The sequence below is a fragment of the Enterobacter sp. MALB-1 genome, from assembly GCF_041021625.1.
Taxonomy (GTDB): domain Bacteria; phylum Pseudomonadota; class Gammaproteobacteria; order Enterobacterales; family Enterobacteriaceae; genus Enterobacter; species Enterobacter oligotrophicus.
Window position 1 is genome coordinate 3,283,110 of the sequence record NZ_JBDPJL010000001.1, and the last position, 16,756, is coordinate 3,299,865.

Here is a 16,756-nt window from a genome sequence, read left to right on the forward strand (position 1 = left end):
ATAGAATTGTTACTGCTGATCTTCGACGTAGATACCGGCGGAAATTATCGCCCCACCAATGCGGCGTTTGCCGTAAAGCAGCGGTACCGGATTACCCTGCGCCGTTGTGTTGGTGACGCCACCGAAGGCATAGCTGGCTTTATTATCAGCCGACTGCTTGCTGGCCAGTCCTTTGGTTTGCGGGGAGAGCATCTGAATCACTCCGCCGAGCGCGAGTGCGGCACCCACCTGGAAAACGATGTTACTGGCCCAGATAGCCGCTCCCCACGGGGCAAAAGCGGCGACGGCGATCAGCGCTGCGCCGAGAATGGTCTGCATCAATCCGCCGCGCTTATTGCCGATGATGACCGGCGCAATACGGATATCATCACTGCCCTCATCCATTTCCAGCGCTTTCTGGTCCAGATTCCGCGTTCCACTGAAAACGGCATAGGTCAGTCCGCGCTGCCGGCTGTTATTCAGGAACCGTTCAAATCCAGGAACAATGACACATAACGCCCGCACCGCTTCCCTGGCTGACGAAACAGCAAGCTGATACTCACGCCCAAAAGTTGCCCCCAGCACACCGTACAGGCGAACTTTGCGCACAGACTCTGTCATGCCCCCTCCTCAGCGATAAAATTCTTGTGCCTGACAATTTTCATGGTGCGTTCAACCCAGTACCCGCCATACGGGACTCGCTGGCTGAGATGACCATAAAGGTGATGAAGTAACATGTTCCCTTCAAGCAGGATCCCTGAATGGTTCCACTTGTTCGATTCCACCTGCATGATGACCAGATCACCCGGCATCGGCGGGCCGCTGAATTCACGGAAACCGCACTCATACCAGCAGTCCTGGTAGAAATTATCCGCGTGGCCCTCTTCCCACCAGTGATAATCCACCCGGTAATCTTTCAGCTCAATACCGTGCTCCTGCCGGAAATAGCTCATTACCAGCCCCCAGCAGTCAAAATGACCAAGCACAAACGGACGCTTCAGCAGCGGCAGTTCTCCGCGCGGCTGAATGGTGCGTAAATCCCCCTCCGGCCAGCTCACTATGTGCCATGGTAAAAGCGTTGCATCGCATTGCGCTTTATCCAGTTCACTCGGCTGTGTCGTGGCATCCGGATGACTGTGAACAATGGCCGTCACGGCCCCCCAGTCCTCAGCCTTCGCGTAGTCCTCAGGTGAGAGGTGAAAATGCTCTTCAGGTTCACTGGCAAGGTTACGGCAGGGGAAATAACGTTCAACCCGGCTTTTTTGCGCCACCACCCCGCAGCACTCACGGGGATATTCTGCAGCCGCGTGCGCCATAATGGCAGTAAGGGTTTTCTTGCGCATATCAGCTCCTGATAAGGGATGTACCAGGGAAACCGCCAAACGGCAGCTCGTTACCTTCTCCATGCCGGAGCTTGCAGGCAGTAAGAGTGCCGTTGCAGACATCCAGAGAAGGGTCATCGACCGGATTGTTATTTTTGTCAAAATAGCGGGTGCCGGCATAATCGCAGCCATCGCCGGTACGGTACTTGTTACGGATGCACCAGGTGCAGAGGGAATGCAGCTGGCGCGTCGGGATCATCATTCCCTGTACGTCCATCGGACTGGACAGCACAAACTGCACTGTCTCATTTGTCTCACCAGTCTTACCGTCGATGTACCATGTCTGGCGTTTTTCCTGCGTCGGGTTCGCCAGGGGATTTCCTGACGGGAAGTTTCGGGCATCCAGATACTTTGCCATCGTATCGTGAATGACCACACGCGCCAGGACGAGATCATCATACGCAAGACAAAGTGCGGTGATGGCGCTGTCCAGATTGGCGACAGACAGTTTTGGTTCGGCGCTGGTCCCGTCCGTGGATTTTTCCAGCCCCTCTAACTGATACGGCCACGCCCTGTATTCCGTTCCCTGCCACCAGATTGATTTTGGCGGCAGGCGGGTTTCATCACCACCAGCCGCCGCAATCTCTTCAGGCGTGTGCGGGATGTTGTAAGCGTGAAAATACATCACATCAGACACACCGAACGCGGTGCCGTCCACTTCAATCAGCCGGATATCATTACCCGGCTCCAGTTTTTGATAATCAGCGTTAAGACTCATGGTGCAAATGCCTGTTCAAACGTTGCTGAAACAGAAAGCATTGTTTTGCCAAGAACAACCTTCTGCAGCGAACTGGACTGAACACGCCACAGGGCGGCTTCTCCGAATGGCGGGGTGAAAATGAACGATTTGGTTTTGTGGCGGCGAAGGAACGCGTAAATCTCCAGCCCCTTTTCCGGTCGGCCCCTGAACGAATATTCAAAAATCAGCTTTTCATCATTCAGGCCGGAGCCACTCACCTGCTCATAACCATCACCAAATTTCGCTTTCCGGATGGTGTCTTCACTTTTGGTTGTGGGCTGGCTGGCCGACTGGATCCCCCACGTAAATGTTTCGATTGCCATGTTTATCTGACCTTCATCGCATTCCAGATAATCCCGCCCGGACGAGAAGCCTTGCGGATCCCGTCCTGAACCGATTTATCGATAACCTGCTGATAAGCGCGACCAAGCTGGTCACCCTGTGACTGCTGCTGCCCTCCCTGCTGTTCAGTCGTCACACTGACCGGCGCGTATACACTGACACCGAACGGCACACCAGCACCGGAAGAGGAACCGCCCCCCACATAGCCGCCACTGGCATAGCCCTTCATCATTCTGTAGAGGTTGCCCACGCCTATTCGTGAGGTGGCTTCTTTGTTAAAAACAAACTCACCACGGTGTACCACACCCGCAGGCTCATATTTCCCGCCTGCGCCGGTATACCCTCCGCCAGCAAACCCGATAGCGGAGCCAACAGCACCGACGATCCCCACGCCCGCCTGTTTAATGGCGATCTGCGCCAGCATCGAGAGTGTTGAACGGGTAAAATCAGCCCACTTTGCTTTGCCGGTAGTCAGCATGTCGGCAAGGTTTTTGGTCATACCGTCAAAGGTGGTGGCAGCCACCGATTTTATCTGTCCGTATGCGTCACCGGCTGAATCGGCATAATCAGCCCATGCGGACCTGGCACCGGACAGCCAGTCACCACGCAGTTTGTCCTGTTCCTGGTAATATCCCTGTAGCGCCTGCAGTTCCCGCTGATAGCCCTGGTCCGATTCCGAACCTCCACCATTTTTCCAGCCCTGAAGGAGCTGAGCTTCTTCATTACGCCGCTGAGCTGAACGACTGCTCATACCTGCGCTTTCAGCCAGAGCACGCGTTTTCTCACCCATTTGCGTAACGTATTTCTGGGACGTATCCTGCAGGCGGTTAAGCCGCTCCTGCGCCACTATCTGATCGCCAAGTTTCGCATTCAGCTCTGCGCGGGAGAGCACTTCATCTTTACTGGCCAGCAGGGATTTTTCTTCAGCAGAAAGTGCGCGCGTCTTCGCCGCCTCTTCCAGAACAGCAAACCGGGACTGCTGACGCCACAGTTCCTGGCGTTGCTGGCTGATGGTGTCGTTTATGCCCTTGTGATCCTGCAGGATGCGCAGTTGCGCTTCCAGCTCCAGCGTCTGGGCACTGGCAGTATCGGTCGCGCGGGTTCCAGCTGGTGTACGCACAGAAGGGGTTTTCTTTGGTTTTTTAAGGGTATTTTCGTACTCTTTTTTCGCGGCAGCCAGGTTGATGTTGTAGTCAGCCTGGAGGATCCGTCCCTCTTTCAGCGCTTTATTCAGCTCATTCTGGCGGGCTGTGTATTTCTCCAGCGCACTCTGAGTTCTGGCGTAATTTGCCTGAGCCTGCGCAGCATATTTCTGGCGATCGGATTCAGCTGCAGCCTCTCTTGATGCGTTCTCTTCATTCGCTCTGGCGGTCCCTGCCTGCTGTTGCGCCATATCCAGCGCCAGCCTGGCCGTTTCGCGGTCATTCCAGAATCGGGCGCGGGCCTCATCGTTGACATAACGGTCACCTTTACGCAGGTTCCAGATTTCATCAGCTTTTTTGAACGCGGCTTCGGCTTTTGCCACCATCTCCTGCGCGGTGTCAGGTCGCCCAATATCGAGGGCTGCATCCCACATCGACTTGAAGGCGCGCTTCAGGGAGTCCGCTGTGGATTCGATCGTCCCCATATTGTCGCGGATAGATCTGGTTTGCTCATTGAAACCGGCGGTAGCTGCTTCATTTGCTGCCTGCAAAGCGCCAGCCTCATCCCCCGCACGCTGCAACTGAGCGACATGCGCAATCTGAGCAGCCGTGACATTGTGAAACTGCTGCGCCATTGCAATCAGACCTGAAGTCGGGTCTGTGGTCAGCTTGCCGTAAGCGGCAGCGACTTTTTCCACCGGCACGCCGGAGGCATCGGTAAACCGCGCCACCGCCTGGCTCATTTCATCAAAGCGCGAGCCAGCACGCACACCCGCGTTGATAAGCTCGGTCAGCGCCTCGCTGGTCTGGTTGAAGGTCAGCCCCGCAGTCTGCCCGTTCCGCGCCAGCGCCAGCATGCGATCTGCAGTCAGTCCGGCCGTGTTCCCCGACAGTACCAGCGTTTTGTTGAAATCAGACAGGGTGGAAGACCCCTGATACCAGGCGTAGAACAGAGCGCCCGTTGCGACGGACAACGCCCCGATACCGATCATCATGGGGGAAGTTGCCCCCATCAGTGCCCGGAACGTCGGCATGATCCCACCAAAGGAGTCCTTAACCTGCCCACCCTGCTGGAGCAGGATAAGCCACGGGCTCTGGCCTCCCGCCAGCTGCGTGGCGATATCGGTAAACTGTGCCGGCAGCATTCGCATTGCTGCGTTATATTGACCGACCGAAATACCGGCCTTGCGGGCGGCGGTCTCCTGGCGGCTGAATGCCTGCTGGATCCGCAACGCAGAATCATTCGCCGCGTCACCTGCCTGTTTAAATTCTTTCTTGACGTAGTTGATCTGCTCGTTAAATTTCGTCGAGTTAACATCAAGGTTAACGACCAGATCACCGACTGCCGTCTGGGCCATAACGCACTCCTCCTGAAATACCCGCGGCCTTCGCCATCAGCGTGTCGTCATCCGGCTCATCGCCACCAGCAGACTCCGGTTCAGAAGACAGAATGCTGAAACTGCCGGGAGTTAAATCCGGATCAGCGAAAAACAGGGTTGAAATGGTGTAGAGCAAACCGGAAAAGTGAGCATCCAGTTGCGCATCATGAAAGAAGTTGTCCCGGTAAAAGATTTTCCAGTCGCCATATTCTGCAGAGGACATACCAGCAAGCATGGCGCGCCAGTCCGGCCGGCCAAACTCACGCGCCAGTTTCATGGCAAATTTCAGCTCGCTGGCGAGGGCTTTTCCGCAGTAACAGGTGCAGCAGGTTCATGATCTTGCTCGTCGGGAGCATCAGATACCGGGGCAATCATGCCGGAGAGAATTTTCACTCTGAAATCCGCTTCAGCAACAAGTTCTGTCGGCCAGGTCATCAGGATTTCTTCCTGAATTTTTGCCACTTCCTCCGCAGCACCACCAGGCAGAGTGTCTTTCAGGGCATGGCCATGCCAGATCGACAACGCCACGAGGTATGCGCCATTCTTCACTGTAAAGGTGATCGCCGTTTGCATATCCCCTTCGTCAACGGCTTCCAGTTGTTTAAGGTACTCAAGGTGTTCAATCCGCTGCAGCGCCGACAGCTGAAACAGTGTTACGCTGCAGCCGTTATGCTCAAGCAGTTCGCTTTTTAGAAACATGTTTACTCCGGGATGCGGGGCTTACGCCCCGGTTATCAGGAAACCGTCACCGTGCAGATCGCCACAAGGTTACCGTCATTGGTCATGACAATGATGTCGACGGTGCCCGCCGCCACGCCAGTCACGGTCAGTGTGTTGCCGTTAACCGTGACGATCGCTTTTGATGGATCAGAAGTCGACGCACGGAAGGAGGTGTCCGACGCGCTGGCAGGCATAACAGAAACAACCAGTTGCGTGGTTGAACCGATGTCCACAGAATCAGTGGATTTATCCAGGCTAATCCCCGTGACGCCAATCGGTGGGGTACCGCTGTCCTCTGCAAGTGAAGGTTTACCGTTGTTGGTGATTTTTGCGGTCCGGGTCATCACCTCTTTGGAGGAAATTGTCTTGCCGAGACTGCTCACCCAGCCCTTAAAGACATCGACGACACCATTCGGGTATTTAATTTTGTATCCCTTCACGGTGCCTTCATCGAACCAGTTCACCAGATCCTGCTGGCCGGAATCACCTGGCATCCATGCAAGCGTCAGATTGGTTTCACCGGCTGATTTCTGTCCCTGCATCGTTGATGTCCAGTCGGCATTCTCATCATCGATGTAAGTATCATCTTCAGATTCAGCTGTCAGTTCACCAGGCTGCAGATCTTTAATCTTTGCCAGGCGCAACCAGTCAACGTCAGAAAGCGGGTTGGCATACGGATCGCCTGTTCCCGTATACACCCAAAGCGTGGTACCGGCACCTTTTGTTGGTGCCAGCGGGTTTGGTGTTGCCATAGGGTCCTCACATTACATAGTTGATTGAATAACTAAGATCGGCTGAGCCCCACATCATCATTTCTTCATCTCGCTGATAGTCATAGCCATTTGCATTCATCAGTTCGATTAGTGGAAGCAATTCGGGGATGTCCGCCAGAACCGGGTACACTTTTTCTTCCATCCAGGCATCCAGCGCAGAATCTGTCTCTTTTGCTTTAAGAAAAACCTCGATATGCAACAGTGCGGTCCACATATCTTCATCTACGCTATCTTCTGAAGCTCGTGCGTCAGTCAGGTAAACAGCTACAGCAGGCAGATCTTCTTCTTCGAGAAATCCTGGACGTCCGTCGAACCAGGTTATTTGCTCTGTGATACTACGTTTCAGGGCCGTCAGAACGGCAGCGCGTATCTGCGGGTGTTTCATCGTTTGAGTATCAACCTCAGTTGGTTTTGAAGGTTCTGGCGCATAACGCCAGGCATGTTTTCGTCCATCAGTCGGGGTAACTCCGCACGGAAGGTCTCAGTAAGGGGAACAGCCAGGGGAATGCTGACCACTTCAATGGGATAACGATTCTTTGTGGTGCGTCGCAGTACATGCCAGCGACCATTTGCCAGTTGCTGGATAAAAGCGCCTGGAAAACGAAACGGGCCTATTCTGAGCACACTGTTTGCACCCGACTTATCTCGTTTCCTGCGAGACAAACGAACACTGGCGGGGCCGAGTTTAATGGCGGGTAGATTTCCCCTGTTCACCCGAATAAGTGCGCGTGGTTTACTGACGGTCGCCCGTCGTAACCTGGCACGTTGCTTAACCAGTTTTCGTGGCACACGAGTAGATTTTGAAACGACAGAAACGCTTCGGTTGATGGCCAGCCCGGCAATCCTGTTAACAGACTGGGCAGAGGCACGGGGCACCGCCGTTTTGCTGATGCTGTTGAGGTTCGCGATAGCCTGTTCCAGGCCTTTTATCGACATAGCCTCCTCCTACTCAATGAAGATGCGTGGTTTCCCGTTAAACTGTTCGTGGCGTGTGACGGTCCAGTTTTTGCCTTCCCACACCACGACATCGTTTCGCCGCGGGGTGTATTCTCCACTGAAAACCACCAGCGACCGCAAATTCCCTGATAATGGCCCCATCTCTTCAAGCAACTCAGCAGGGATAACGTTGCATGTAATTCCGTTGATCAGCGCCGTTTTCCCCATCTTTGTTATGGTGGCCGCGTCCATGCGTGCCGCCATCCGGTCAAAGGGGTTAGGCATTGATCTTTACTTCTACAACGGTGGTGCCTGCCCCTGCATCTTCCCAGGCGATGCCCGCGGCAACGGCGTCCGTTTCTTCGATCGTGATTTTGCCGTCCTTGAGATACACCTGCGCCCCGGCAGTAACCGCATCTTCGGAAACTTTTGGCAGGATGAATACACCCTCAGTAAAACCGTCCCCGGTGTCGCCAGCCGGAATATCGGTAATTGCTACCGCGATAAGTTTTCCAACAACAACCGGGTCGCCGCTGTGAACATCGGTTGCACCACTGTTTACCAGAGGGATCGTTTTCCCGTCCTGCGCATAGTTCTTGGCCATAACTTCTCCATTCAGCCCCTTGCGGGGCTGGTTTCAGGTATAAAAAAAGCCCTTACGGGCGTCTGTTTGTCAGGACTGTTTTTTACTGACCAGTGGATTTGGTCATGCCGCGATAGTCCAGCGGTGCCACACCGGCATCAATACGCACTTTCGTGGCGATACCATCAGTGGTGAAGCCTTCCTGCTGATCGATATAAGGCGTGTCGACGCCGTTGAGATAAGCGACCTCAATGGTGTCGGTGCCCTTCGCGGCAGCCAGATACCAGGCTTTCGCATCAGCTTCATCCAGGCGAGGTTCGGCAATGACTTCTGCAAAGTTCTGGATAGGGTTAACGATCCCGGCATTGATGTCTGCACCTTTAACACTGGCCGACTTGATAGTCTGATTCGCCAGGGTTTCCAGGCCGACAGGCACCAGCATGTAGGCCGGACGGATATTCAGGGTTCGTTCGCCCTCTTTCTGCAGGCGCATCAGCTTGCGCGATTCGTCCAGGCTGGCCACAGAAATTGCGCCCGAGCTCAGGTTCTTGTGATCGGCATGGAACAGCGCCTTGCCATCGGAAAGTTTCGGATTTTTGGTCAGGATGGCGTAAACCAGATCGCCAATCGTTGCTTTCGCCGCGCGCCCCATCTTCATCGGAACGTCGGTGAGCTGGTTCAGGTCATCATTAATGATCGCCTGACGGGTCACAGAGAAGATTTCACCATAAGTTGCCAGCGCGATGGTTTCACCTTTATCTCCGGTGGTTACGTATTTGTACTCTGCTCCTTCACGAACCTGACGCAGGGACGGGAAGCCGCCCATACCGACACGAGTAGCGGTTTTGAAGTCTGACAACTGCCCTTTCTTGGTCCACTGTTCAAAGGTCTCTTCGGCCTCTTCCCAGCCCTGCATTAGCGCCTTATTTGCCACGTCCAGCAGGATGTTGCCAAAATCTGAGGTACTGTGCGTTAACGCCAGGCCAACCATCTGCATAGGATTGTAGCTGGCCACACCGATGCCTTTTTCTGTCAGGGCCATACGCGCATACTCGCGCAGCGTCATACCGTTATAAACGTTATCCCGCTCCTGACCTTCGAACCCGGCACGCGCCATCAGTGCCTGGCGAATACCATCCGCGACGAAGTTACCGTTGCCCGCATGAATATGCGGCTGGGTGGTTTTATTGGACGGCGTGGCCGTTTTACCGAGTTCTGCCAGCAGCAAATCTTTCGCCTTATCGACTGAACAATCAGGGTCGGCCACACACTGATTCTGCAGTTCCATGTGTTTATTGCCGAACATGGCAAAGAGATCGCCAATAGCGTTAACGCGGGCTTTCTGCTCAGCCAGTACCTGCGCGCGGATCGCACTTTCGTCCGGTACCGGGTCCGTTTTTGCCTGTGGTGCCTGAGGCTGGGTAAGTACCGGATCACGCTGAGTAGTATTGCGCGGTGGGGTGATCATGTTGCGAATGCTTTTTGGCATTTTTTCAAATTCCTCAATACGTTTTGAATGGATACAGGCCATTGCCTGAAGGGATGGAGTCACCTGGTCGGCAAAACCCAGTTCGAGGCATTCAGAACCGTCCATCCAGGTTTCTTCCTCAAGCATTGCCGCGATTTCTTCGGTAGTTTTTCCGGTCTTTTGTGCATATGCCGGAATCAGCACCGATTCCACTTTGTCGAGCAGGTCGGCATAGTCGCGCATATCGTTAGCATCACCACCGGCAAATCCCCATGGCTTGTGGATCATCATCATGGTGTTTTCCGGCATGATCACCGGATTACCCACCATTGCGATAACGGAAGCCATCGACGCAGCGAGACCATCGATGTGGACAGTTATCGATGCGCCATGATTTTTGAGGGCATTAAAAATGGCAATGCCGTCGAAGACATCACCACCGGGTGAGTTGATATGAAGGTTGATATGAGTGACATCACCGAGGGCTTTCAGGTCATTGACGAATTGCTTCGCCGTCACCCCCCAGTAGCCGATTTCTTCATAGATGAAAATGTCGGCCTCGTTGTTGCTGGCCTGCATGCGGAACCACGAATTACTTTTTACGCTGGCTTTCGGACGGTGGCGCGCCCGGTTCTCTGGCTTCGGCACTGGTGCCTCCTTTATCATTGGCGGGGTCGGTGTCAAACACCAGGCCCTGTTCTCGGTTCTCGTCAACCTCCGCTTTACGGCGGGACTTCACATCGTCCGGATTACGGCCGCTGGCCCGGATCCAGTCAGATTCTGTTGCTGCACCACCGCGTATCTGCGTTTTCCAGGCATTGGCTTCTTTAACGGGGTCTATCCACGGCATAACGGGTCCCGAATAAACCGCGTTATACAGCGTGTCCATATCGATACCTCTCGGCAGCTTGATTTCTCCGGCAGCAACAGCCATCTTCAGCCAGGCCCGGTACATGGGCCGGGTAACTGAACCAATAAACCAGTCCTGCAGAATCAGATATCCGTCGGTTGACTCGACAAGCTCCTGCCGCTGGGCACTGTACGTGCCGTTGTAGTTTCGGGAGGTACTGGAAAAACTGAGACGACTGCCGGCGGACACGGCCCGCAGTTGCCCGTTACGAAACGACTCAAGGTTAGGGTTCGGGCGATCGGACTTAATCATCCCGATTTCTTCACCGGCCTGCAGCTCGTCATAGAGCATTCCGGGCTGAATCATCAGCTCGCGGTCATCACTGCCGGAATCAGACTCGAAACTTTGTCCGTCCCCCTTTTTGATATACATGCCGAGTGCCGCAGCAATTCTGGCAGCAGTAAGCTCAGAGTCCTCATACTCTTTCAGCGCGCTCAGTCGCATCAGGACACCCGACAGAAGAGAAGTTCCGCGGGTCTGGTGCAAACGCCGGGTAAATTTGAGATGAAGCATGTTCTCCGCATCTATCTCTTTGGTATCGAACTGTCGCCCGGCCACCGGCAGACTTTTATAGACCTGATATTTTTTTGGCCGCCCCCAGCTATCGACATAAACGCCCTGGTTGAGCTGGGTGGCAGCATCGCTGTTCATTGGTACGAAGTCAGGCTCCAGTGCTTCCAGCCAGAATGGCACGCCAGCAACAGGCTGAAGTCCATTTCCGGTACCGCGAACCAGTTGAGCAAATACCTCACCATCCCGGAGCCACGTCCGCAGCATCAGACGCTCCAGCATGGGACGGGTAAACTGGGTTGTGACATCAGGCCTTACGGACCATTCACCCCACTTTCTTCGGATATCACTGGCAAGTTTTTTGGCAATCTTCCCGTTACTTAACTTCGGATGCGGCTCAACTATGATGCCTTTAGCACCAACCACCCTTTCTTCCAGCTTGTCGAAAACGCCAATCACCAGATCGTGATTGTTGTCCAGCCATCGGGCCTGCTGCCTCAGGGAAACCGCCCCCATCTGGCTGAGCTGATCGGCAGAGCGACTTTCCTTCTGAGCTTTGTGAGTCCGCGTTTGCTTAACCGCCTCATATGCTTTGATTACTGCACGGGCACGCAGGCGTGAGGCTTTCCAGCCTGGCGAAAACAGGCCTATCGCATCATCTAAAAAACTCATCCGAACCTCGCCAGCCTGTAACCGGGTCGCCCGCGGCGTTTGTTATTGAGCGTTGCCAGCCGGCGCTCCCATTCCTGACGGCCTTTTCTGATTTCCGACAGGTTTTCGAGCGTCATCTGCTGGCCATTAAATGTGATGGATTTTCCGTCCAGGACAGCAAGCTCTGCCGCGGCATAGCGGTCGATCATGTTTTGAATATCTGCTGAATTCACACCCACCCTCCTGAGGTAGACCACGGATTAGTCTGGTCAGTCACAGACTTCTCACGCTTTGGTTTTGGCTTTGGTTTTGGTTTCTTCGCTGACGTCGGGGATGGCACTTCGCCAGTTTCCGCCTGCGTGTTCTCGATCCACGCTTCCCGCCGTGCCCATTCAGGAGCAGACGGCCATTTAATTTTTTCGTAGCCATTAAGGATGGCGAGTGCATCGGCATAGACGAGAAGGTCAAATGCTTCGTTGGCACCGCGCCCTGGCTTACTCCATTTCCCTTCATTCGAGCGTTCCTCATACGTCAGTTCGTCATAGAACCAGCTGCCCAGCCAGTCGGGGAAATGCACATAGCCAGGACCGGGGGAATCACGCCACAGCGCATTATTCACCCGGTCTTTAAGGGCATCTGTCTGGAGAAGATAAAGAGGCACATCCCCTGTCGCCTTTGCGCGGCGCGTTGATCTGCCCGTGTTGTCGGGAAACGTTAGCTGGATAAGTTTGCTGCGTCTGACGCTGTCCCCCTTGAAGAGACAGATACGCTTGCCCAGTCCCTCGCGGCGACATCTGCGCCAGAACTTGTAGGCATTATCTGTCACGCCGTCCTCGCCCCCGGAGTCCACAGCCATCGACATAAGCCGCATGCCCTTTGACGGGTCAGACGCGAGTGGCCACGTTTTATCAAAGACGTCGGTGAGTAAAAGATCCCAGTCCTCCGGATAGCTTGCCGGGTCCACCTGTATGCTTTCCCCGTTGCCATCGCAGCGCAGCGAATGCCGGATGTTGTAACGGTCAACTATCCAGCGCTCCCCCATACTTCCGTAACCCGTGATCTGCACAACAAAGCGCCGGTTGCGTCCCGCCTGAACGTCTACCGTTGCGACAAGGAACTGCACGCCATCAGGCACAGAACGTTTAGGCACTTCTTCAGCACGCTGTTCAAGCAATTCGCTTTTACGCTGTTCCATGCTGGCACGCGGCAGATAGGGACGTCCGAAGTCGGTGTTAATTACCGTCTTCAGGGTTTCTTCGCTGCGCGTGGTCTCATATTCCTGCTCAGCTGTCAGGAATTTATAGATCAGCTGCGCCCAGGTCTGGTAAGCAGCTGCGGGACCTTCCATCCAGAAAGAAGCAATGCGCGATCGACGTCCGTCGCCGCTGATATTGCCACTGCTGTCGATACTTTGTCCGTCCCGGAGCCATACACACTTCATGTTGAGGGAGCGTTTCATATCAGCGGTGATCCTGCCCTTACAGGCCGGGCACTGAAGATATGCCGCCTCACTCGCCAGCACCGGATCATTGCTGTCCCGATACCCTGTCATATTGTCCATTTCCGGCTGGAAATATTCACCACAATGAGGGCACGGCCAGTAAAGCCGACGGCGGTCTCCACGGTTGTACAGCGACAGGATACCAGTGGTCGGCGGGGCTTCATGCGGCGTGGAGCGCCGCCATTTCGTATCCCTGATATCCCTGCCAGGGGAACTCTCCACCAGAGTCATGCCCGAAGACATGAAAGTAGTGGTTCGTTTGGATGCGAGGGAATAGGCATCACCTTCCCCGTCGATATCTTCCGGGAAGCGGTCATAATCTGTCAGCGCCACACTTTTATAGTCGGACGAGGACATAATATTGACTGATGGCCAGCCGAGTTTCAGGTAATTACCTGCCCGGAATGTACGGTCGTAAACGTTATTGTCATTACGTCGCGGGCTTAACCGGGACTTAACTGCCGGGCTGGAGCGGAAGGTACGATCAAGACGCTTTTTAGAATGCTCGCGCGCCTTCTCTTCGGAGACCTGAATAACGAGCATGTCAGCCGGATCACAAACGATGTTATAGACAATCCAGCCATCAATCAGGCCGATAGTTTTCCCCGTTCGCGCCGGGCCGACAAACACCACGGCATCATATTCACGGGATGCAAGGCAGTTCATTGGCTCAATAACATAAGGGGCAAGGTTCGGGTCCCACGGGACGGAATTTCCCGCCCCCATTGGTACGCGCATATAATCTTTAACTGCGTCGGCCACCAGCATACGACGCGGGGCGCGCAATATCCCGGATACGTCACGACGAATCCCCCTGGCTGATGCCCGCTTTGCCATCAGTCCTCCTCTGGCTCATCCTCCTCTGCTTCGGCTTCCAGTACCTTCTGGGCCATCTGATCACGTAAATCATCGATAACGCTCTGAACACGCGAAACCGCTGCAGGAGAAAGTGCGCAGTCGCGTTCAAGTACATCCGGAAGGGTTTCAAGAACCATGATGATGGCTTTTGCCATCAGAGAAAATTCGCGAGCAACTTCATCAGCAGGAATAAGCTGACCCGTTTCCTGCTCGAATTTGATCCGCTCATTCTCTGCTTTCCAGTGGGCCAGTCGGTCAGACGGTGTCATGTCATCAAGCTCGCCCGCGATGGTCGGCACCATCAATTCGGTAAGAATGTCGGTGATCTGAAACAGTTTTAATTTGGCGTTACTGCCGGGAGCTGGTTCAACATTTTTCAGTCTGGCGGCAACTGTCTGCCGGTGCACACCAGTGATCCCGGCCAGCTGATTAATGTTCAGCTTAAAAGAAGCTATTTCCTGGTCCATGATGGTGAACACTTTTTAAACGATTCGACATCTTTCGAAAATGGCCTCTAATTAAATCAAAGACCTGCTCAAATGATGATGATGACCCTGGATCGCAAAAACTAGCCGTTTTCCGCGCGCCAGCCGCCCCGTGGCAGGCCCCCCTGACGGGAGGACCCTTATTGATAATGATTATCATTTGCTGTACTGTGCTATTGCAGGCTATGGCAGTGGCCCGCTCAATACTCCATTATCAACCCACGCCGCCTTCGGGCGGCTTTTCAGGAGCCATATGGTTGCTAAAAACAAAACACATTGTCGGCGTATAGCGCGGTCTCTTTTTAACAGACAAGATTTATGCATAACCGCCAAACCTCCCGATCAAGATAAAGCAGCAACGTTTATCTCTGTTTCGACAGGACAAGTGCCTTTACTTATTCATCTTGTCCCTTCGAAAAACAACCGCTAACGTTAAGGCGATTAAAAGAAGTGCAGTACAGTAAAGCTACCAGGAGCAAACTGTTCGCCCAGGCTCACAGCTGAAAGACCTTCTTAGATATGCGCGTGCGATGCGCATTAAAAAGCCCCGCTATTGCGAGGCTCTGGTTTCTTTCTGGCAGTTCGCCTGCCATGCTTTGTTATGCGCCAGGATGTCGCGCTTCGTCTGCTTATCCAGCACGTCGATATTGTGGTCTGTCAGATAGATAATTCGCGTCCACAGACAGCCTGTATCAACCACCACCGGGGCGGGTGAATTTTTCGCGCAGCTCGCGATCAACATCGTCATCAGCCATACGCTTAACAGCTTCTTGCACATTGCTGGCCTCTTTCGTTACTTCCACCCGCCGTTCTGCTGCAGCAACCGTAGCCGCTGCGTTCTCTTCGGTACGCTGCTGGTCTGCTTTCGCTTCCGCTTTGCTGGTGCCGCGAATGTGACCCAGGCCAAAAGCACCAGCGATGGCAGCTATCACAGCGGCTGCCAGCCCGATTATCGTTTCAATACCCATAGTGACCTCACACCAGCACGGCTTTTGCCAGATTAAAACGACGCCGACGGTCATCAAGTCCATTACGGCCGCCATTGATAAGGAGCGTCACGCGCTCCACGTCGCCGGAATGAAGCAGGCAACCGTGGGAGACATAGAACCATGCGGCGGAACGCGCAGCATAATCATCCCGTTCCAGCAATTCGGGATACGACACCAGATCCAGTTTCAGCGCCTGACCACAACTGTGATAATTGCTCAGCCCGGTGATTTGCTTCAGCCCGCGCCCCCGATATTTCCAGCCATCACCCGCTACCTGATTACCCAGGTTCTTTTTGCCCCATTCGCCGCCGTAAACCAGGTTGGCGATCGCTTTCTGGTTGGCCGGTTGCGTTGCCGTTCTGCCAAGTGCGGCAGCCTGCTGCGTCGTGATACGGTGTGTACCGAATACGGGAACAAGACGATCGGCTGCATAGTTCAGACTTTCCACCAGCGTTGTATACCCACCGGATTCATGCCCCATCTGCGCAATGAACATCGCCTGATCGAGCGGTGCCGTAATGCCGAATTCCTTCATTGCGGCATCGATATGCGGAAACCAGCGCGCAGCTAACCCGGCGCTGATACCAGCCGCCTTCTGAAATTGTGTTTTGTTCATTAGTGCCTCAGATGATCAACCAGACGAGCCAGATTACCCCGTACCTTCATAACAGCAGCGCATATCAGGAGGTTTGCCACCACCACCAGCCAGCTGGAGTCACGATAAAGGCCGAAGATGAATTGCAACGGGATAACGGCGTAAACCAGCACGGTTATATACGCCAGGACAGAGATGAAAGGACGGTGCCTGGCACCATGGCGCTGGTAAAACATCAGGACAACGACGATCACCGCACAGATAAACGCATTAAAGAATGCTGTCAGCTCACCTGCCATTGCCCCCTCCTCCGCGTAACCGCGAGAAAAAGCCGAACAGACTGTTCAGGTCCTGGTTATTAAGAAAAGTTAGGATTTTTATACACAGGGCAGACAGAATCACTGCGCCGAGTGCATCCAGTGGTTTTTCATAACGCGTGGCGGCGTTGAGCCATGAGCCAATAAAGCCAGCCCCAAGCACCCCGACGATAAACGATGTCAGGAAATATGCCGCCAGACGGCCGCGCGTCAGGTTTGTTGCCGTCGCAACGTAGAACACCGCACCTCCGAAAGCGCCAAAAACGACGCCAAAATCGGTGTGGGTAAACATGCCGTAAGCAACGGAACCCAGCAGGCCTCCGCCGAGAACTGCGCTGGCTCCGGTTAATGGATCGGACATTTAGCCCCCTCATATTGCTGTGAATCCTCTCAGAATTGAGGGGAAATAAAAAAGGCCACCGGATGGCAGCCTTAGTTGATAAGTGTTTTTTAATATCGCTTCATTGTGTTGATCGGAGCTCTTTCAGACCAGTCAG

21 protein-coding genes and 1 pseudogene are annotated in these 16,756 nt (G+C 54.1%); all 22 read right to left on the reverse strand.

All coding sequences use genetic code 11. The features are described from left to right. Positions 1 to 9: 9 nt before the first annotated feature. The gene (locus ABGB15_RS15720; protein ID WP_369064210.1) at positions 10 to 600 is read right to left on the reverse strand and encodes a tail assembly protein; all 591 of its coding nucleotides are present in this window, start codon (positions 598 to 600) and stop codon (positions 10 to 12) included. Then, on the reverse strand, positions 597 to 1,322 hold the full coding sequence (locus tag ABGB15_RS15725; RefSeq protein WP_369064211.1) for a C40 family peptidase: 726 nt from the start codon (positions 1,320 to 1,322) through the stop codon (positions 597 to 599). The genes ABGB15_RS15720 and ABGB15_RS15725 overlap by 4 nt, the downstream gene beginning before the upstream one ends. Before the next feature lies 1 nt (position 1,323). Further along, a complete protein-coding gene (locus ABGB15_RS15730; RefSeq protein ID WP_215722910.1) occupies positions 1,324 to 2,079 on the reverse strand; it encodes a phage minor tail protein L in 756 nt (251 codons plus the stop codon). Further along, the gene (locus ABGB15_RS15735) at positions 2,076 to 2,423 is read right to left on the reverse strand and encodes a phage tail protein (RefSeq protein ID WP_369064212.1); all 348 of its coding nucleotides are present in this window, start codon (positions 2,421 to 2,423) and stop codon (positions 2,076 to 2,078) included. Before ABGB15_RS15735 ends, ABGB15_RS15730 begins: the two co-directional genes overlap by 4 nt. Before the next feature lie 2 nt (positions 2,424 to 2,425). Continuing rightward, positions 2,426 to 4,942 (reverse strand): phage tail tape measure protein, encoded by a 2,517-nt coding sequence (locus ABGB15_RS15740; protein ID WP_369064213.1) that lies wholly within the window; start codon positions 4,940 to 4,942, stop codon positions 2,426 to 2,428. Continuing rightward, positions 4,926 to 5,240, reverse strand: a pseudogene (locus ABGB15_RS15745) (phage tail assembly protein T); the annotation flags it as partial. The pseudogene ABGB15_RS15745 and the gene ABGB15_RS15740, both read right to left, overlap by 17 nt. Before the next feature lie 8 nt (positions 5,241 to 5,248). After that, a complete protein-coding gene (gene gpG, locus ABGB15_RS15750; RefSeq protein ID WP_369064214.1) occupies positions 5,249 to 5,662 on the reverse strand; it encodes a phage tail assembly chaperone G in 414 nt (137 codons plus the stop codon). A gap of 35 nt (positions 5,663 to 5,697) precedes the next feature. Next, positions 5,698 to 6,435 carry a phage tail protein gene (locus tag ABGB15_RS15755; protein WP_369064215.1) on the reverse strand — a complete coding sequence of 246 codons (738 nt, stop codon included), beginning with the start codon at positions 6,433 to 6,435 and terminating at the stop codon, positions 5,698 to 5,700. Positions 6,436 to 6,442: 7 nt separating this feature from the next. Beyond that, on the reverse strand, positions 6,443 to 6,841 hold the full coding sequence (gene gpU, locus ABGB15_RS15760; RefSeq protein ID WP_369064216.1) for a phage tail terminator protein: 399 nt from the start codon (positions 6,839 to 6,841) through the stop codon (positions 6,443 to 6,445). Then, positions 6,838 to 7,392: a phage tail protein gene (locus ABGB15_RS15765; protein WP_369064217.1), complete on the reverse strand. Its 555-nt coding sequence runs from the start codon at positions 7,390 to 7,392 to the stop codon at positions 6,838 to 6,840. Before ABGB15_RS15765 ends, gpU begins: the two co-directional genes overlap by 4 nt. A gap of 9 nt (positions 7,393 to 7,401) precedes the next feature. Then, positions 7,402 to 7,677: a DNA breaking-rejoining protein gene (locus ABGB15_RS15770; RefSeq protein ID WP_369064218.1), complete on the reverse strand. Its 276-nt coding sequence runs from the start codon at positions 7,675 to 7,677 to the stop codon at positions 7,402 to 7,404. After that, entirely contained in the window at positions 7,670 to 7,996 is a 327-nt protein-coding gene (locus ABGB15_RS15775; RefSeq protein WP_369064219.1) for a DUF2190 family protein, read from the reverse strand. Before ABGB15_RS15775 ends, ABGB15_RS15770 begins: the two co-directional genes overlap by 8 nt. Before the next feature lie 82 nt (positions 7,997 to 8,078). After that, positions 8,079 to 10,091, reverse strand: a complete 2,013-nt coding sequence (locus ABGB15_RS15780; protein WP_369064220.1) for a ClpP-like prohead protease/major capsid protein fusion protein — start codon at positions 10,089 to 10,091, stop codon at positions 8,079 to 8,081. Beyond that, on the reverse strand, positions 10,036 to 11,535 hold the full coding sequence (locus tag ABGB15_RS15785; RefSeq protein WP_369064221.1) for a phage portal protein: 1,500 nt from the start codon (positions 11,533 to 11,535) through the stop codon (positions 10,036 to 10,038). The genes ABGB15_RS15780 and ABGB15_RS15785 overlap by 56 nt, the downstream gene beginning before the upstream one ends. After that, positions 11,532 to 11,747 (reverse strand): hypothetical protein, encoded by a 216-nt coding sequence (locus ABGB15_RS15790; protein WP_369064222.1) that lies wholly within the window; start codon positions 11,745 to 11,747, stop codon positions 11,532 to 11,534. The genes ABGB15_RS15785 and ABGB15_RS15790 overlap by 4 nt, the downstream gene beginning before the upstream one ends. Then, entirely contained in the window at positions 11,744 to 13,852 is a 2,109-nt protein-coding gene (locus ABGB15_RS15795) for a phage terminase large subunit family protein (protein WP_369064223.1), read from the reverse strand. Before ABGB15_RS15795 ends, ABGB15_RS15790 begins: the two co-directional genes overlap by 4 nt. Continuing rightward, on the reverse strand, positions 13,852 to 14,340 hold the full coding sequence (locus ABGB15_RS15800) for a DUF1441 family protein (protein ID WP_369064224.1): 489 nt from the start codon (positions 14,338 to 14,340) through the stop codon (positions 13,852 to 13,854). Before ABGB15_RS15800 ends, ABGB15_RS15795 begins: the two co-directional genes overlap by 1 nt. A 568-nt stretch (positions 14,341 to 14,908) precedes the next feature. Next, complete coding sequence (locus tag ABGB15_RS15805; protein ID WP_369064225.1) at positions 14,909 to 15,100, reverse strand: hypothetical protein; 192 nt, start codon at positions 15,098 to 15,100, stop codon at positions 14,909 to 14,911. Next, positions 15,051 to 15,326: a hypothetical protein gene (locus ABGB15_RS15810; protein WP_369064278.1), complete on the reverse strand. Its 276-nt coding sequence runs from the start codon at positions 15,324 to 15,326 to the stop codon at positions 15,051 to 15,053. Before ABGB15_RS15810 ends, ABGB15_RS15805 begins: the two co-directional genes overlap by 50 nt. Before the next feature lie 7 nt (positions 15,327 to 15,333). Next, a complete protein-coding gene (locus ABGB15_RS15815; protein WP_369064226.1) occupies positions 15,334 to 15,963 on the reverse strand; it encodes a glycoside hydrolase family 19 protein in 630 nt (209 codons plus the stop codon). Further along, complete coding sequence (locus ABGB15_RS15820) at positions 15,963 to 16,241, reverse strand: phage holin family protein (RefSeq protein ID WP_369064227.1); 279 nt, start codon at positions 16,239 to 16,241, stop codon at positions 15,963 to 15,965. Before ABGB15_RS15820 ends, ABGB15_RS15815 begins: the two co-directional genes overlap by 1 nt. Next, positions 16,231 to 16,620 carry a phage holin family protein gene (locus tag ABGB15_RS15825; protein ID WP_215722933.1) on the reverse strand — a complete coding sequence of 130 codons (390 nt, stop codon included), beginning with the start codon at positions 16,618 to 16,620 and terminating at the stop codon, positions 16,231 to 16,233. The genes ABGB15_RS15820 and ABGB15_RS15825 overlap by 11 nt, the downstream gene beginning before the upstream one ends. Positions 16,621 to 16,756: the final 136 nt, after the last annotated feature.

Excerpts from the sequence above, each read along its gene's own strand:
- ABGB15_RS15720 (WP_369064210.1), bottom strand. The coding sequence starts at position 600 with ATGACAGAGTCTGTGCGCAAAGTTCGCCTGTACGGTGTGCTGGGGGCA.
- ABGB15_RS15725 (WP_369064211.1), bottom strand. The coding sequence starts at position 1,322 with ATGCGCAAGAAAACCCTTACTGCCATTATGGCGCACGCGGCTGCAGAA.
- ABGB15_RS15730 (WP_215722910.1), bottom strand. The coding sequence starts at position 2,079 with ATGAGTCTTAACGCTGATTATCAAAAACTGGAGCCGGGTAATGATATC.
- ABGB15_RS15735 (WP_369064212.1), bottom strand. The coding sequence starts at position 2,423 with ATGGCAATCGAAACATTTACGTGGGGGATCCAGTCGGCCAGCCAGCCC.
- ABGB15_RS15740 (WP_369064213.1), bottom strand. The coding sequence starts at position 4,942 with ATGGCCCAGACGGCAGTCGGTGATCTGGTCGTTAACCTTGATGTTAAC.
- gpG (WP_369064214.1), bottom strand. The coding sequence starts at position 5,662 with ATGTTTCTAAAAAGCGAACTGCTTGAGCATAACGGCTGCAGCGTAACA.
- ABGB15_RS15755 (WP_369064215.1), bottom strand. The coding sequence starts at position 6,435 with ATGGCAACACCAAACCCGCTGGCACCAACAAAAGGTGCCGGTACCACG.
- gpU (WP_369064216.1), bottom strand. The coding sequence starts at position 6,841 with ATGAAACACCCGCAGATACGCGCTGCCGTTCTGACGGCCCTGAAACGT.
- ABGB15_RS15765 (WP_369064217.1), bottom strand. The coding sequence starts at position 7,392 with ATGTCGATAAAAGGCCTGGAACAGGCTATCGCGAACCTCAACAGCATC.
- ABGB15_RS15770 (WP_369064218.1), bottom strand. The coding sequence starts at position 7,677 with ATGCCTAACCCCTTTGACCGGATGGCGGCACGCATGGACGCGGCCACC.
- ABGB15_RS15775 (WP_369064219.1), bottom strand. The coding sequence starts at position 7,996 with ATGGCCAAGAACTATGCGCAGGACGGGAAAACGATCCCTCTGGTAAAC.
- ABGB15_RS15785 (WP_369064221.1), bottom strand. The coding sequence starts at position 11,535 with ATGAGTTTTTTAGATGATGCGATAGGCCTGTTTTCGCCAGGCTGGAAA.
- ABGB15_RS15795 (WP_369064223.1), bottom strand. The coding sequence starts at position 13,852 with ATGGCAAAGCGGGCATCAGCCAGGGGGATTCGTCGTGACGTATCCGGG.
- ABGB15_RS15800 (WP_369064224.1), bottom strand. The coding sequence starts at position 14,340 with ATGGACCAGGAAATAGCTTCTTTTAAGCTGAACATTAATCAGCTGGCC.
- ABGB15_RS15805 (WP_369064225.1), bottom strand. The coding sequence starts at position 15,100 with ATGTTGATCGCGAGCTGCGCGAAAAATTCACCCGCCCCGGTGGTGGTT.
- ABGB15_RS15810 (WP_369064278.1), bottom strand. The coding sequence starts at position 15,326 with ATGGGTATTGAAACGATAATCGGGCTGGCAGCCGCTGTGATAGCTGCC.
- ABGB15_RS15815 (WP_369064226.1), bottom strand. The coding sequence starts at position 15,963 with ATGAACAAAACACAATTTCAGAAGGCGGCTGGTATCAGCGCCGGGTTA.
- ABGB15_RS15820 (WP_369064227.1), bottom strand. The coding sequence starts at position 16,241 with ATGGCAGGTGAGCTGACAGCATTCTTTAATGCGTTTATCTGTGCGGTG.
- ABGB15_RS15825 (WP_215722933.1), bottom strand. The coding sequence starts at position 16,620 with ATGTCCGATCCATTAACCGGAGCCAGCGCAGTTCTCGGCGGAGGCCTG.